Below are 13,941 nucleotides of genomic sequence, written 5' to 3'. Positions count from 1 at the left end.
TAGGCTCGCGGACGTGTCCGATGACGTTGCGCCGAAGAAGGCCTGGCAGCTGGTCGTCGACTGGATCGAGCAACGCATCCTCAGCGGTGAGTTCGCGGTCGGTTCCCACCTGCCGGCCGAGCGGGACCTCGCCCAGCGCGTCGGGGTGAGCCGTCCGGCGGTGCGCGAGGCGGTGCGCACCCTGCAGGCGAACGGCGTCCTGCAATCCGCCGTCGGAGCCGGCGCGACCGGCGGTACGACCATCTCCGGGGTGCCGCATCAGGCCCTGACCCGGCTGCTGCGCCTGCACGTGGCACTCGCGAACTTCCCGACCCCCGACGTCACCGAGGTCCGGGTCGCGCTCGAGCGGCTGTCGACGAGGCTCGCCAGCACCCGGGCGACTGACGCGGACCTGGCGCGGATGCGGGACCTGCTCGAGGTCATGGACGACGACGGCCTGACGATGGCGGAGTTCAACAACCACGACACCGGCCTGCATGTGGCGATCGCCGAAGCAGCCGGCAACCGGCTGGCCAGCGACCTCACGATCGCGATCCGGGAGTCGATGCGGCTGCCGATCCTCGCCGGTCTCGATGCCCTCCCGGACTGGATCAGCACTCGCGACATCCTGCGAGCCCAGCACCACGGGATCGTCGCCGCCATCACCGCCCACGAGACCGAGGCCGCGGTCGCGCTCATCGAGGAGCACATCCGGTCGGCGTACGCGCGAATGACGAGCCTGCACGCGGACGCCGGCGGCTGACCCGCGCCGCTCGAGGACACCGCGCGACCGAACCCTCGGTTAGCATCTGCGACCGTGACATTGCGGGATCAGGCGTATGACGTGGTGGTCGTGGGGGCCGGACCGGCCGGGAGTCGGGCGGCGTATGCCGCGGCGCGGGCCGGCGCGAGGACCCTCCTGCTGGACCGGGCGGAGTTCCCGCGCTACAAGACCTGCGGCGGTGGTCTGATCGGGCCGACGCTGGCGTCGCTTCCGCCGGACGTCGAGGTGCCGGTCCAGCAGCGGATCACCCGGGCATCGTTCACGATTCACGGCCGGTCCCATGTGGAGAAGCGGGCCGAGGACCGACTGCTGAGCCTGGTGAACCGGGCCGAGTTCGACACTGCGCTGGTCACGTCCGCGACCGCTGCCGGTGCGGAGTTGCAGACCGGCGTCGCCGTGACCGGCGTGCAGGAAGCGGCTGACCTGGTCACGATCACGACCTCGGACGGCGAGGTGCGCGCCCGGGCCGTGGTGGGCGCCGACGGGTCGGCGAGCCGGGTCGGCCGGTATGCGGGCGTGGAACTGCGCCAGGTCGATCTCGGTCTGGAGGTCGAGCTGACCCCGGACGCCGCCGCCCGCACGGCATGGTCCGGCCGGGTGCACCTCGACTGGGGTCCCGTGCCCGGCTCCTACGCCTGGGTCTTCCCCAAGCAGGACGTGCTGACCGTCGGGGTCATCATGGCCAAGGGCAAACCGGCCGAGACGAAGCGTTACCTGGCCGATTTCGTGGCGCAGCAAGGGCTTTCGTCGCTACCCGTGGTGCGCGACTCCGGCCACCTGACGCGCTGCCGGACCGCGGACTCACCCCTCGGGCGCGGCCGGGTGCTGGTCGCCGGGGACGCCGCGGGGTTGCTCGAGCCCTGGACCCGCGAGGGCATCTCGTATGCCGTCCGGTCGGGCACGTTCGCCGGAGCGGCCGCGGCGCGGGTCGGCCTCGCGAGCGACTCGCCGGAGGAGGGCCTGGCGTCATACACCCGCGACGTGGAGCGCGAGCTCGGCACCGAGATGAGGGTCGGGCAGCAGACGCTGCGGGCGTTCGAGCGACACCCGCGCGCGTTCCACACGATGCTGCGTACCTCGCCGGGGTGGCGGGTCTTCACCCGGATCACCCGCGGCGACACCACGTTGGGCCGGGTGGCCGGACGCCACCGCGTCGTGCGGGTCGGCCTGGCAGCGATGAACCGCTGGTGAGTCAGGTCCCGGTCGAGGGCTCGTTCAGGCCGGCGATGATCACACCGGCGATGACGAGTATGACCAGCACGAACTGGATGGCGCCGATGACGATGCCGGCGATCGCCTGACCGCGCCCGATGTCCTGGATCTCCCGCGAGCGCTTGAGGCCCATGACTCCGAGGATGATGGCGACGATGCCGGAGAACCCACAGAACACGAAGATCCCGGCGATGCTGGTGATCATCGAGGCCAGCGCGAGCCCGTTGGTCGGGGTCGGTTGATAGGTGCTGTATGGCGCGGCCGGCATCCCGTAGCCGCCGTACGGCTGCTGGCCGTAGGGCTGCTGATAACCGTATGGCCGCTGATAGCCCTGCTGGGGATAGGGCTGCTGACCGTAGCCGTAGGGAGGCTGCCCGTACTGCGGCTGCCCGTACTGCTGCTCCTGGGAAGCCTTGTCCCGCTGTCCGGGCTGGGCGTAGGGATCGACCGCCGGATGAGCGGTCGTCTCTTGGTCATGACGTGGCACTCCTGCGTCGTGCCCCGTCATTCGCCTGACCCCTTCGGTCCTAGCTGCGCTCGCTCGTGGAAGCTCCGGTCCCGGGAGCCGTAGGCGCCATACGGATCAGACATGCGGCCATGGTAGGTGCGGGTGTGCCGTCTCCACGAATCGTCGGCGGCGGTGCGCTTCAATCGAGGGATGACCGACCAGCCCGACGATTTCGAGCGTGCCCGTGACGAGACGGTCCGCTATCACGAGGAGCTCTACGCCTCGGCCGACCTCGGCGATGCCGGGACCTGGCTGGCCAATCCGCACCCGCTGCTGACCGCGGCTCTCGCGCTGCTGCCCTCCGACCGGGCGGTGACCGCCTACGACCTGGGCGCCGGCATCGGGCGCCATACGATGCCGATGCTGGAGCGACTGCCCGCCGGCTCCACGGTGTATGCCGTAGACCTGTTGCCGTCCGCGCTCGCGCAACTCGAGACCGAGGTGCCCGCCGGCGTCTCGACGGTGTTGCACACGGTCACGGCAGATCTCGACGACTTCGATTTCGCGGCCCCTGCCGACCTGGTCTTCGCGTTCTCCGCGATCGAGCACCTGCCGCGACCGGAGGCGGTACGAAACCTGTTGCAGCGAACCAGGATTGCGACCCGGCCGGGCGGCGTCGTGGCGCTGGGGATCATCGCCGATCGTTTCGAAATCCGCGCCGACGGCACCCGGCGCCCGGCGTTGCTGGAGAGCGACCTGTCGATCGACACCGCACGCCGGCTGCTCGACGACGTCTTCGTCGACTTCACCGTCGCCGACAGCCAGCTGCACCCGGCCGAGGTCGAAGAGGAGCGCGGCGGCGAGCGCTACACGCTCGCCTCGACGCTGCTCACCTGGCTCGCCGTGTCGTCCTAACGGACGAGGGAGTCGTCGGGCAACCAACCCTTCGGGCCGGTCGAGCCGGCGGGGTACGCCTCCATCGGCACGCGGCCGGCCTTCCATGCCTTGAGCACCGGATCCATGATGCGCCAACAGGATTCGGCTGCGTCGCCGCGGACGGACAGCAGGTTGTCCCCGTCCAGGACCTCGCGCAGCACCTCGCCGTACGGGAGCATCCAGCCGGGTGCGAGTTCGGCGCGCAGCTCCTTCTGCTCCAGGTCCATCGGGCTGCCTTCGGCATTCATCGTCAGCACGAACGACACGGCGCCCGGCTTGAGGTCGATGATCAGCTTGTCGGGTGCTGCCGTGTTGTCGAAACCGTTGGGCAGGTGCGGAACCGGCCGGAAGTAGGCGATCACCTGCTTGCGCGGGGTGCCGAGCGCCTTGCCGCTGCGCAACGTGAACGGGATGCCCGCCCACCGGTTGTTGCGCACCTCTACCTGCACCTGCGCGAGCGTCTCGGTCTCGCGCGAGGGGTCGACACCCTTCTCCCGCGTGTACGCCGGGATCTTGCGACGGCCGATCTGTCCGGCGGTGTAGCGGGCACGCTTGCTGGACCTCTTCGGGCTGCCGCCCCACAGGTAGGTGGAGCGCAGCACCTGGGCCTTCTGGTCCTGCACCTCCTGGGCGGACAGGTCGGCGATCGACTCCATCGCGAAGACGCCGAGGATCTGCAACAGGTGTGACTGCAACATGTCGCGCAGGGCTCCGGCCCGATCGTAGTAGCCGGCGCGTCCTTCGAGGGCGAGGTCCTCGTCGTAGATGATCTCGACGCGCTCGATGTGCTCGGCGCTCCAGATCGGTTGCAGGATGCGGTTCGCGAAGCGCAACCCGATGAGATTGAGCACGGTGGAGCGACCCAGGAAGTGGTCGACGCGGAAGATGTGATCCTCCGGGACCAGCTTGTGCAACTGCGCGTTGAACGTGCGCGCCGACTTCTCGTCACCACCGAATGGCTTCTCCAGTGCCAGCCGAGTGTCGTCGGGAAGGTCGATGTCCTCCAGCAGTCTGCACACCTTCATCGACACGGCCGGCGGTAGCGCGAAGTAGATGACCAGTGGTCCGGAGCAGCCGGCCAGCAGGTCGGCCAGCTGCTCGGTGTCGAGCAGGTCGGTCTGCTGGTAACGGGTCTTGGCGAGCGCGGAACGCGCGGGGCGAGCAGGCACGGGGACAGTGGCGAACGACTCCTCGACCCGTTTCTTCCATTGCGTCGCAGTCAGGTCCGCGCGATCGGCACCGACGATCTGCACCTTCCGGGATGGCTCGATCTTGAGCAGGCTGCCGACACCGGGCAGCAACAACCGGTGGGTGAGGTCACCACCGGCGCCGAGGATGAGCAAGGTCACGGGAGTCTCAGCAGCCATGGCCCCGAGCATGGCATGGCCGGCCGGCTTGTTCGCGATGACTGCCCCTTCTGCGCGCCTCTTCCAGTGCGGATCCGGTGGCGGGTTGTCACGGAGCGGGACCTTGTGTAACTTAACGTTATGCAAAGCATCATCGCTGGTGATTCACGACGCTCCATGCGTCGCGCGATCACCTGTTGCCGTCTGTCGACCTGACTCCCCGCACAACTCTCGACAGACCGCACAAGGATGCTTGATGATCACCACCCACCAACCCGAAATGACCTGGCAGTCAGAGCTTTTCGCCAGCAGCACTTCGTTCGCGGCAGTCATGGAGGACAGGTCCGTGGCCGAGGGGCGGCAGCGGCTCAGCCCGCGCGCCGCCTTCCAGGAGTTGTTGTTCGAGCGAGCGCACTTGGTCGATATCCGCCCTCCGGATCAGCGCGCGATCGAGGGAGGGATCGCGCAGACGCTGCACAGCGAAGGGATCGCGAACCCCGGCCTACGCCTGATCCTGCTGTGCCAGGACGGTCACGCCTCGTCTCTTGCCGCAGATGCCTTGGCGGGCCTGGGTGTTCACCGTACGACCGCTGTCATCGGCGGTTTCGACGCGTGGCGGTCGCTCGGCCTGCCGGTCAGAGCCTGACGGTTGCCACGTCGTCGCCGTCGATCACAAAGCGCGCCACGATCGAGATCCGCGAGCGCAGCGAGTTGGCGATGAAGCACTCCTGGTGCGCGATGCGCGTCAGCCGCTCGAGCTGATCCAGACGACTACCCGGAGCGAGTGTCACCACTGGGTGCAGCGCGACATCCGTGATCGACATCGGCGAATTCCCTTCCGGCATGGTCCCTTCCGCCGCATCGACGTAGTCGATGACATCCAGCCGGGCCCGCGCTGCGACCGCGAGGAACGACAGCAACTGACAACTGCTCGCCGCCATCACGAGCAGGTGCTCGGGGTTGGCCACGGCTGGATCACCGCCGAAGTGCGGGTCCGCGGACAACTTCATCCCGGCCAGTCCTGCAGGTCCGACCCGGTGCTCACGGGAGTAGGCGTCATACCCCTCACCGGTGGAGCCTTGCCAGCTCAAAGCCACGGGGTACGAATGGTTCTCCGCCATACCCGCATCGTATGCCGGACCAACACAGCCTGCGCCCGCCGTAAATTTTTCGATCCGCCTGAGCCGCGAAGCCACAGCAGAACGGTGTGATGGTGACACGCTCAAACGCGGTGGCATCGCGGCGTCCGAGGTCGACAGCCTTGTCAGGCCGAGGTGTTCGCGCGGGATCGGACGGCAGCTCCTTCAGTCGCCCGGGACGAGCAGCAGGAGATGGTCGTGCTCGTCGCGGTGTACGACGAGAGTTTGACGATCTGTGCCGGTTCGTGACGCGCACAGCGGAGGCATCGGCGAGCGCGCCGACCGGTTCGTACCGCACAATCACCGCCGGCCATTTCGTCGCGCGATCGACCCGGTCAGCGCGGTGGCGAAGAGGCACCACCCGGCATACAGCCCGATGCCGGCTGCCTTTCCCCGGCCCGTGGCGCCCGCCCGGCGGGCCAGGTCGGCCGAACTGGCAGTGAGGACAGCGCATTCGACGGCCGCCGGCCAGGGTCGGTGGCCCCGGAAGAACAGCGCGGTCCAGCCGGCGTTGAGCACCATGTTGGCCGCCAGCGCCTGCTCCAGTTGCCGGCTCCGGGCCGGGTGGCCGGTCTCGGCGAGCTCCGCGCTGCTGCGGGCGGTGGCCACCGCCGTGGTGGCGTACAGCAGCGTCCACACGGTGGGGAACGCCGCCGGCGGCGGCTGCCAGGCGGGCTTGTCCAGCCGGCGGTACCACGGCGAATCCGGTGTGGTCAGCAGCGAACCGGCGACCGCGGCCGTGCCGACGACCGCCGACGTGCGGGCCAGCGTGCGGATCCACCGGTGCGGCTCCAGGTCGGTGACCGCCGCCCGGATCGCGTCGGCGAAGCCGGTCCGGCCCCGCGGGGGCGGCCCGATCGCGTCGAGCACGTCGTCCTCCTGGCAGATCGCGTCGTGCACCAGGCTGCCGACCAGCGGCCGGGCGATCCCCGCGGAGATCGGCGTGACGACCTCGACCCACAATCCGGCCAGCCGGGGCGTCAGCACCGGCACGCTGATGATCCGTCGTGGCCGCAGGCCGACGATCTGGGCATACCGCTGCATCATCTGCGCGTAGGTCAGCACCTCCGGGCCGCCGATGTCGAAGGTGCGATTGGTGTCGGCGGGCAGCTCCGCCGCGCCGGCCAGGTAGTGCACCACGTCCGCGACCGCGACCGGCTGGATCCGGTTGTCGACCCAGCGCGGCGCCACCATCGCCGGCAGCCGCTCGGTCAGGTGCCGCAGCATGTCGAACGATGCGGACCCGTTGCCCAGCACCACACCGGCCTGCAGCACCACGGCCGGGATCGGACCGTCCAGGAAGACCCGCCCGACCTCGACCCGGGACGCCAGGTGGTCCGAGAGCTCACCTTCGGGGTGCAGCCCGCTGAGGTAGACCACCCGGGCGATCCCGGCGTCGGCCGCCGCGTCGGCGAAGGTCTGCGCCATCGCCCGGTCGCGCCGCCGGAAGTCGCCCCGGCCGTCCATCGAGTGCAGCAGGTAGTAGGCCGTCTCGACCCCGTCCAGCGCGCGACGGCAGTCGGCCGCGCGGGACGCGTCACCCTCGACCACCTCGACCTGTCCCGACCACGACTGCCCGCTGAGTCCGGACGTATGACGGGTGAGCACGCGGACCGTGTGCCCCCGCTGCAGCAGTTCCGGAACGAGCTGTCCGCCGATGTAACCGGTCGCGCCGGTGACCAGCACGAGTGCCATGGTTCAACCTCCTGTGGGTAGGACGACGGGTAAGAGGAGCAGCATGCCCAGCGACCAGATCAGATGGGTGATGATCGGGGCGAGGATGCCGCCGGTGACACGGCGTTGCAGACCGGTCAGCAGGCCGAGCGCGGCCGCCGCGAGCACCAGCAACGGTATGCCGCTGCCGGCCGTGGCCAGAGAGTAGACCGCGGTCGAGACGAGCACGGGATATCGCCGTCCGACGGCGGCATACAGCGCCCCGCGGAAGTAGATCTCCTCCGCGACCCCGTTGGCCGCGGTGATCAGCACGATCGCCGGCAACGAGCCCAGCCGGGCGTGGTCCAGCAGCCGCACCACCGGGTCGCGCAACGCCGGCACGTGAGACACCAGCAGGCCGCCGGCCAGGAAGACGGTCAGCAGCAGCGCACCGAGCGCAAGCGACTGCACCACCGGCCGGGCCCGGTCGGATCCGGCCCGGGTGTGCGCGCGGCCCAGGTGCAGCGGACCCGAGAGCAGGCCGCCCACCGTCCAGACGACCGCCAGCACCGCCGTCGCCAGGTAGAACGAGGGGTCGCCGGCCGGGATGCGCAACGCCGCCGCGAGCAGCGCCGCGCCGACGACCAGCGTGACCAACGCGACGATCCGTCGCCGCCGGAACGCCGCGTCGGTCTCCCGGTGGTCGCGCGGCACCGGCACGACCAGCGCCGCCCGCACGAACGAGCGCACCTCCCGCACCGGGTTCACGAACACGACCATCGGCATCAACCCGAGGCCGACCGGGCGGGGTGGGCGCTCACCGGCCGCCATGGGCCTGCCGCACGCACCGGTCCCGCCATCAGCGAAGACCGTTGAGGACCGTGGTCATGCGGTCGACCGTCTTGTCGGCGACCGGTCGCATGAACAGCTGCAGCAGCGGATCGAGGACGACATGCAGCCGGCTGCGCAGGGTGATGGTGGCGGTGTAGGTGATGCGGGTGCCGCCTTCCGGCGCCGGCGCGAGCTGTATGTCGTCGCGCGAGCCGGCGGAGTCGTTGGAGCCCTCGAACACGACGCGGTTCTCGTCCAAGCGGGCCAAGACGTAAATCAGCGTCACCGGCCGGCCCAGAAAGCGGGACTCGTTGCGCCAGCGACTTCCCACCGCGATCGATCCGCTGTCGAGGCGTTCGCACCGCTGGGTGCCAGGATCCCACTTTGTTGCGTGGCTGAAATCCTGCAGGTATGTGCGCGCCACCTGCGGTTCGGCGCGGACGAAGAAACTCCTGGTGATGTTCATCGACAGTGCTCCTGGCTCTGGATGGTGGCCATCGGGATCAGCGTGCAACCTGTGGCCGTGGCGACCGGCTGCGGTGCAGGAGCGCCGCAGCGACGGTCTGTGCCGATGCCGTGAGGGACGACATCAGGGGGATCGCCCCGTCGACATGGTGAGCCTCGCTACCGCCGACGTAGACGGTTCCGATCCCGGCGCCGACCAGAGTGCGGACGGCGACGTTGGCCGGGGCGATGTCGTGGTCTCTGGCGACGCTGATCACCGCGGCGTCGGGTCGCCACACCTCGGCCAGGCGCGTCCAGCAGGACTCCGGCACATCAGAACCGACATACAGAACCTCAGTGCCCAGGCGTTGCAGGAGCAGAGCGAAGGCGAGGGCAGGGAGCTCGTGCCGGTTGGTGGCCGGTAGGCCGACCACCACGCGCGGACCGTGTGCCGGCGTCGTGTCGAACAGCGCCGACAACTTGCGCATGACCGCGGCGCTGACCAGATGCTCGGAGACGACGTCCAACTTGCCAGACTCCCAGAACCGTCCGACCTGATGCATGCTCGGCACGAGCCAGGAGTCGACGGCCGTCTCGATCGACGTGACCGCGAAAGCTTCGTCCAGGACCCGACGAAGCGCATCGTTGTCCAAGGCTGCTCCGGCACGCGCCAGCGCCGTCACGTCCTGTATGGCGGCGCCCGGAACACTGCCCAAGGACCGCGGAGATTGGCTGGCCGGTGAAGCAGCCAGACGCGCTGCTCGTCGTGGCGGGACGCCCGAGTCCACCAGAGCACGCATTCGATGAAGGATCTCGAGGTCGTGCTCGTCATATTGCCGGTATGACGACGCGGTGCGGTCGGGCTGCACGACTCCGTAGCGGTTCTCCCACGCTCGCAGTGTCACTGCGGGTACGCCGGTGAGCTCGGCGATCTCACCGATCGTGTAGGTCATACCGCAAGCTTACATTGTACGAAACCTTTTACAAGTTCGTTATTTTGTGTAATCTATTGGCATGCTTACCGGTCGAGTCAACGGCGAACGACGTCGAACCGGCATGCCGGTCGGCGAACCGCGGGTTCGCCTCTCATCACTGTCCCGGCACGGGCCAGCCCAGTCGCGCGGGCAGCGTCTCGGTGCACTGCTCACCCAATGCGCGGCCAGCGAGGTCACCGCTATGGGCGTTCTCTATGACGAGACGATCGGATGGGTCTATCCACTCGCGTGCCGCGCGGCAGAGGACACCTCGGGGGCACAGGAACTCACCCAAGCGTTCTACCTGCACCTCTGGGCCGACAGCCGACAGTTCCGACAGGACACCGACAGCGCGGTGACATGGGTGCTGCAACGGCTCGGAGAGCACCTTCGATCAGGCGCCGACGGGAGGGCGTGATGTCGAGCATTCTGTGGCTGCGGAGGGACCTGCGCCGGAGCGACCATCCGGCGCTGCAGGAGGCAGCGGCCGGCGGCCCTGTGCTGCCGGTGTTCGTCATCGAACCGCGTCTGTGGGAAGCCGCCGGGCCGGTACGACGCGGTTGGCTCGCCGCCACGGTACTGGCGACACGAGACGCCTTCGACGGGCGCCTCTTGGTGCGAGCCGGCCGGCCCGACACCGTGCTGACCGCCCTGTGCGGCGAACACGCCGTGTCCGCCGTGCACTACACACGGGAGACCACGCCCTGGGCGGTCCGGCGCGACGACCGGGTGGCCGCGACGCTGCACGAACGGGACATTGACATGGTGGCGACCGGCACGCCGTACGCCGTCGGCCCCGGCCTGGTGACCCGCGACAGCGGCCAGTCGTACAAGGTTTTCACGCCGTTCTCCCGCGCCTGGCGGTCGCACGGCTGGCCCGCGCCGGCACCCGATCCCCAGGGTCTGCAGCTGATCGACGGTGCGGACGACACCGACGCGCTCACGACTCTGAAGCAGGCGGTGCAGGACTGTCCGGTGCCGCTGCCGGACGCCGGCGAGGACGCGGCGCGGGCACGCTGGGCGGAGTTCCTGCACGACTCGATCGGTCTATATGACGAGGATCGCGACCGGCCGGATCTCGACGGCACCAGCCGGTTGTCGCCCCACCTGAAGGTCGGTGCGATCCATCCGCGGACCCTGCTGCACGACCTGAGCCGCCGCCGGAGCCGGTCGGCCGACCGCTTCCGCACCGAGCTCGCCTGGCGCGAGTTCTACGCCGACGTGCTGTGGCGGGCGCCCGAAAGTGCCTGGCACGACATGACGTCCGGTATGTCGCCCTTGTATGACGCTCCGGCCCACGCCAGACGCGACGCCGATAGGGACAGCGACGACAACGCCGAGGAACTGGTGCGCGCCTGGCAGGAGGGCCGGACCGGCTATCCGCTGGTGGACGCCGGCATGCGGCAGCTCAACGCGACGGGGTGGATGCACAACCGGGTCCGCATGGTGACGGCCAGCTTCTTCACCAAGGACCTGCACCGGTGGTGGGGTGAGGGCGCGCGCTATTTCATGGAGCACCTGATCGACGGCGATCTGGCGTCGAACAACCACGGCTGGCAGTGGGTTGCCGGCACCGGCACCGACGCCGCCCCATTCCACCGGGTCTTCAACCCGGTGCGGCAGGGTGAGCGGTTCGACCCCGACGGCGACTACGTGCGCGCATGGGTGCCGGAGTTGCGGCACCTGAACGGCGCGGACGTGCATGCGCCGTGGAAGCATCCGGAGGGCCACGCGCACGGATACCCGGCTCCGGTCGTGGATCACGACCACGAACGACGAGACGCGCTCGGTCGCTACGAGCACGTGCGGGCCTCCAAAGCCGACCGGGGGAGCCAGCGATGAGGACGCGGCCAGCTCTGATCACCGGGACGTCCTCGGGGATGGGTCTGCACGCTGCCGTCGAAATGGTCGGCGGGGTGGTCGGGCATCCGTTCGCAGGTGCCTACTGCGACGCCAAATTCGCCGTCGAGGGCTTCATGCAGTCAGTGTCGACCGTGGCCAGCGAGGACTTCGTCGTCCGCCGGCAGAAGTCCGATGCGGTACGCCGGTTCGTCACCACGCCGCTGGCGGATCTGGATGGTTCACGCGTGTGGTCCGTCACGAAGCAGTGGATCCAGCCCGACGGAGAGACCGCATGACGGAGCGATCGGCAGCGGACGCCACGACACCGCGGCGTCGAAGCACGCACCGGTTGCCCCTGGGCGACCCCGAGGTCCAGGAGTTCTGGGCTGAGCGTCATCTCGCGACCCTGACGACGCTGACATCCGACGGTCGACCGCACACGGTCCCGGTGGCACCCGTGCTCGACGCGGACAACGGGGCGCTGCGGATCCTGGCCTCGCGCCGGTCCCGGAAGGTGCGCAACGTGACCGAAGCCGGCGACGAGCCCTGGGTCTCCGTGTGCCAGGTCGACGGGCGCCGTTGGTGCACTGCAAATGGAACCGCCGAAGTACTGACTGACGACGAGTCGGTCCAGCACGCCGAGAAGGTTTACGCCGAGCGTTTCCGGGTCCCCAGGCCCAACCCGGAGCGCGTCGTCCTATTCGTCACCATCGATCACCTGATCGGGAGCCTGTGATGACCCATCCAGCCGAACGCGGCGTCGGGATCCATATCTCGCCAGAGACCGCGCACGATGACAAGGAGCACCCGATGCACGCCGATCCGTCCCCGTCCGGACGACCCACCGATCTCCCCACGGGCCGCGTCCTGGTCCTGGACGAGCGATTCGTGGCCTCTCTCGAGGATGCCCAACTGAGGCAGTACCTCAGCGTCCTGACCCGAGCAGCGTCTGGAGCGCATGAGGACGTTGACGAACTCACAAAGGTCCTGAGCGAGGAGTTCGATCGCCTGGAAATGCCGATGCCGCCGGTACAGGTCAAGATGATCGCCGAGCAGCTCTTCGGGGTACAGGACGCCAGGCTGGACATCGTCACCACGGGCGGCGATGTGCTCGCGCAGCAGGACGGCGTCAGTGGCGTGCCCGAGCGACCCGGCTCGGCGGGAGACCCCGAGCACCCGGATCGGCCGTTCATCAGTTGAGAGCCGGCGGATTCGATAGCTGCAGGGAGGCAGAGCAGTGAACCATGAACAGGGCGAGGCACCGGTCGACCGTGCGGCGCGAGCGAGTGGTTGGCGCGCCCGACTCGACGTCGAGTTGGACCGGTTTGTCGCCGACGGCCTGCGGCGCTCGACAGAAGAGAGTGCCGATACGCACGAGCTGTGGCAGCAACTGGGACGAACGGGCCGCGGCGGCGAGAAGCTGCGGTCGACACTGCTGTTCGCGGCGTACGAGTGCTGCGGCGGCGATGATGATGAGGTGGTCGCCCGCGTCGGTGCTGCAGTGGAGTTGCTGCACACCGCGTTGGTGATCCACGACGACGTCATCGATCGGGATGTCGTGCGGCGGGGATCGGCCAACGTGTCCGGGGTCTTCGCTGACACGGCACGGGTGCGTGGCGCGCGCGAGGAGGGCGCGGTCACTCTCGGCGTCGCGGCCGGCATACTCGCCGGAGACCTCGCACTGGCCCGCGCCATACACCTGGTGGCGCTGTGTGGCGCAGACGCTGCGACGACTCGTGCGCTGCTGGCGCTGGTGGAGGATGCGGTACGGGTCAGTGCCGCGGGAGAACTCGACGACGTTGCCGCCGGTGTATGCCGCGCTACGGCACCCACCCTCGAGCAGGTCCTCGCGATCGCCGAGCAGAAGACTGCGTGGTATTCGTTCCGCTTCCCGCTGCAGGCCGGGGCGGTGCTCGCCGGCGCGCCCGGAGCAACCGTCGACCAGCTCGCGGAGGTCGGTCGTCTCGCCGGCATCGGTTTCCAGCTCGCCGACGACCTCCGGGGCGTGTTCGGGGACGAATCCGACACTGGCAAGAGCGCGCTGAGCGATCTGCGCGAGGGAAAGTTCACCGCGCTGATCGCGCACGCTCGGACGACCGCTGTCTGGAACAAGATCGCGCCGCACATCGGAGACGCCTCTTTGGAGGCGAGAGCCGCGGAGACGGTGCGCGAGCTGCTCCAGTGCTGCGGATCGCGACGTTTCGTCGAAGGACTCGCCGAGCACCACCTGACGCGGGCTGAGGAAACGGCGGAGCGTATCGGCCTCGACCCGGCGCTGCTGACCGAGCTCACCCGGCACAGCCGCCGCATCATGCGGAGCACTGCCGCATGACGCACAGCACGGCGAATGGGA

17 protein-coding genes are annotated in these 13,941 nt (G+C 69.0%); 10 read left to right on the top strand and 7 right to left on the bottom strand.

The annotated features are described in order from the left end of the window. The first annotated feature begins 13 nt into the window (after positions 1–13). On the top strand, positions 14–742 hold the full coding sequence (locus IEX71_RS06490; RefSeq protein WP_229749526.1) for a FadR/GntR family transcriptional regulator: 729 nt from the start codon (positions 14–16) through the stop codon (positions 740–742). A gap of 54 nt (positions 743–796) precedes the next feature. Next, a complete protein-coding gene (locus tag IEX71_RS06485) occupies positions 797–1,954 on the top strand; it encodes a geranylgeranyl reductase family protein (protein WP_188836168.1) in 1,158 nt (385 codons plus the stop codon). 1 nt (position 1,955) lies between these two features. Here IEX71_RS06485 and IEX71_RS06480 read toward each other — a convergent pair whose 3' ends face one another. Beyond that, entirely contained in the window at positions 1,956–2,483 is a 528-nt protein-coding gene (locus IEX71_RS06480) for a DUF4190 domain-containing protein (protein WP_188836167.1), read from the bottom strand. Positions 2,484–2,633: 150 nt separating this feature from the next. Here IEX71_RS06480 and IEX71_RS06475 point away from each other — a divergent pair, with 150 nt between their 5' ends. Beyond that, positions 2,634–3,338 carry a class I SAM-dependent methyltransferase gene (locus IEX71_RS06475; protein WP_188836166.1) on the top strand — a complete coding sequence of 235 codons (705 nt, stop codon included), beginning with the start codon at positions 2,634–2,636 and terminating at the stop codon, positions 3,336–3,338. Here IEX71_RS06475 and IEX71_RS06470 read toward each other — a convergent pair. Then, entirely contained in the window at positions 3,335–4,726 is a 1,392-nt protein-coding gene (locus IEX71_RS06470) for a glucose-6-phosphate dehydrogenase (protein ID WP_188836165.1), read from the bottom strand. The two genes, IEX71_RS06475 and IEX71_RS06470, sit on opposite strands and share 4 nt — an antisense overlap. A gap of 235 nt (positions 4,727–4,961) precedes the next feature. On the opposite strand from IEX71_RS06470, the gene IEX71_RS06465 reads away from it, so the two are divergent. After that, complete coding sequence (locus tag IEX71_RS06465) at positions 4,962–5,351, top strand: rhodanese-like domain-containing protein (protein ID WP_229749525.1); 390 nt, start codon at positions 4,962–4,964, stop codon at positions 5,349–5,351. Here the strand turns inward: IEX71_RS06465 and IEX71_RS06460 are convergent. The 5 genes from IEX71_RS06460 to IEX71_RS06440 form a co-directional block, all read right to left on the bottom strand. Continuing rightward, on the bottom strand, positions 5,341–5,826 hold the full coding sequence (locus IEX71_RS06460) for an OsmC family protein (protein ID WP_188836164.1): 486 nt from the start codon (positions 5,824–5,826) through the stop codon (positions 5,341–5,343). The genes IEX71_RS06465 and IEX71_RS06460 overlap by 11 nt on opposite strands. 318 nt (positions 5,827–6,144) lie before the next feature. After that, positions 6,145–7,539 carry a tryptophan-rich sensory protein gene (locus IEX71_RS06455; RefSeq protein ID WP_188836163.1) on the bottom strand — a complete coding sequence of 465 codons (1,395 nt, stop codon included), beginning with the start codon at positions 7,537–7,539 and terminating at the stop codon, positions 6,145–6,147. A 3-nt stretch (positions 7,540–7,542) separates the two neighbouring features. Further along, entirely contained in the window at positions 7,543–8,277 is a 735-nt protein-coding gene (locus IEX71_RS06450; protein ID WP_188836162.1) for a CPBP family intramembrane glutamic endopeptidase, read from the bottom strand. A gap of 79 nt (positions 8,278–8,356) precedes the next feature. Continuing rightward, positions 8,357–8,794: an SRPBCC family protein gene (locus IEX71_RS06445; protein WP_188836161.1), complete on the bottom strand. Its 438-nt coding sequence runs from the start codon at positions 8,792–8,794 to the stop codon at positions 8,357–8,359. Positions 8,795–8,831: 37 nt separating this feature from the next. Beyond that, on the bottom strand, positions 8,832–9,725 hold the full coding sequence (locus IEX71_RS06440) for a MerR family transcriptional regulator (RefSeq protein ID WP_188836160.1): 894 nt from the start codon (positions 9,723–9,725) through the stop codon (positions 8,832–8,834). Between the two features lie 223 nt (positions 9,726–9,948). Between IEX71_RS06440 and IEX71_RS06435 the strand changes: the two genes are divergently transcribed. From IEX71_RS06435 to IEX71_RS06410, 6 genes are read left to right on the top strand one after another with little or no spacing between them, the layout of a single operon-like run. Further along, complete coding sequence (locus IEX71_RS06435; RefSeq protein ID WP_188836159.1) at positions 9,949–10,164, top strand: hypothetical protein; 216 nt, start codon at positions 9,949–9,951, stop codon at positions 10,162–10,164. Then, positions 10,164–11,588 carry a cryptochrome/photolyase family protein gene (locus IEX71_RS06430; RefSeq protein ID WP_188836158.1) on the top strand — a complete coding sequence of 475 codons (1,425 nt, stop codon included), beginning with the start codon at positions 10,164–10,166 and terminating at the stop codon, positions 11,586–11,588. The genes IEX71_RS06435 and IEX71_RS06430 overlap by 1 nt, the downstream gene beginning before the upstream one ends. Further along, the gene (locus IEX71_RS06425; RefSeq protein ID WP_188836157.1) at positions 11,585–11,884 is read left to right on the top strand and encodes a hypothetical protein; all 300 of its coding nucleotides are present in this window, start codon (positions 11,585–11,587) and stop codon (positions 11,882–11,884) included. The genes IEX71_RS06430 and IEX71_RS06425 overlap by 4 nt, the downstream gene beginning before the upstream one ends. Further along, entirely contained in the window at positions 11,881–12,324 is a 444-nt protein-coding gene (locus tag IEX71_RS06420) for a pyridoxamine 5'-phosphate oxidase family protein (protein WP_188836156.1), read from the top strand. Before IEX71_RS06425 ends, IEX71_RS06420 begins: the two co-directional genes overlap by 4 nt. Then, positions 12,324–12,788 carry a hypothetical protein gene (locus IEX71_RS06415; RefSeq protein ID WP_188836155.1) on the top strand — a complete coding sequence of 155 codons (465 nt, stop codon included), beginning with the start codon at positions 12,324–12,326 and terminating at the stop codon, positions 12,786–12,788. Before IEX71_RS06420 ends, IEX71_RS06415 begins: the two co-directional genes overlap by 1 nt. Before the next feature lie 37 nt (positions 12,789–12,825). After that, positions 12,826–13,920, top strand: coding sequence for a polyprenyl synthetase family protein (locus IEX71_RS06410; protein ID WP_188836154.1), 1,095 nt, complete (start codon positions 12,826–12,828; stop codon positions 13,918–13,920). Positions 13,921–13,941 lie beyond the last annotated feature (21 nt).

The organism is Flexivirga endophytica, assembly GCF_014640635.1.
Taxonomy (GTDB): Bacteria; Actinomycetota; Actinomycetes; order Actinomycetales; family Dermatophilaceae; genus Flexivirga; species Flexivirga endophytica.
Note: the sequence above shows the minus strand (reverse complement) of the source record. Positions and strands in the feature narration are given on the sequence as shown.

Excerpts from the sequence above, each read along its gene's own strand:
- IEX71_RS06480 (WP_188836167.1), bottom strand. The coding sequence starts at position 2,483 with ATGACGGGGCACGACGCAGGAGTGCCACGTCATGACCAAGAGACGACC.
- IEX71_RS06475 (WP_188836166.1), top strand. The coding sequence starts at position 2,634 with ATGACCGACCAGCCCGACGATTTCGAGCGTGCCCGTGACGAGACGGTC.
- IEX71_RS06470 (WP_188836165.1), bottom strand. The coding sequence starts at position 4,726 with ATGGCTGCTGAGACTCCCGTGACCTTGCTCATCCTCGGCGCCGGTGGT.
- IEX71_RS06465 (WP_229749525.1), top strand. The coding sequence starts at position 4,962 with ATGATCACCACCCACCAACCCGAAATGACCTGGCAGTCAGAGCTTTTC.
- IEX71_RS06460 (WP_188836164.1), bottom strand. The coding sequence starts at position 5,826 with ATGGCGGAGAACCATTCGTACCCCGTGGCTTTGAGCTGGCAAGGCTCC.
- IEX71_RS06455 (WP_188836163.1), bottom strand. The coding sequence starts at position 7,539 with ATGGCACTCGTGCTGGTCACCGGCGCGACCGGTTACATCGGCGGACAG.
- IEX71_RS06450 (WP_188836162.1), bottom strand. The coding sequence starts at position 8,277 with ATGGTCGTGTTCGTGAACCCGGTGCGGGAGGTGCGCTCGTTCGTGCGG.
- IEX71_RS06445 (WP_188836161.1), bottom strand. The coding sequence starts at position 8,794 with ATGAACATCACCAGGAGTTTCTTCGTCCGCGCCGAACCGCAGGTGGCG.
- IEX71_RS06440 (WP_188836160.1), bottom strand. The coding sequence starts at position 9,725 with ATGACCTACACGATCGGTGAGATCGCCGAGCTCACCGGCGTACCCGCA.
- IEX71_RS06435 (WP_188836159.1), top strand. The coding sequence starts at position 9,949 with ATGGGCGTTCTCTATGACGAGACGATCGGATGGGTCTATCCACTCGCG.
- IEX71_RS06430 (WP_188836158.1), top strand. The coding sequence starts at position 10,164 with ATGTCGAGCATTCTGTGGCTGCGGAGGGACCTGCGCCGGAGCGACCAT.
- IEX71_RS06425 (WP_188836157.1), top strand. The coding sequence starts at position 11,585 with ATGAGGACGCGGCCAGCTCTGATCACCGGGACGTCCTCGGGGATGGGT.
- IEX71_RS06420 (WP_188836156.1), top strand. The coding sequence starts at position 11,881 with ATGACGGAGCGATCGGCAGCGGACGCCACGACACCGCGGCGTCGAAGC.
- IEX71_RS06415 (WP_188836155.1), top strand. The coding sequence starts at position 12,324 with ATGACCCATCCAGCCGAACGCGGCGTCGGGATCCATATCTCGCCAGAG.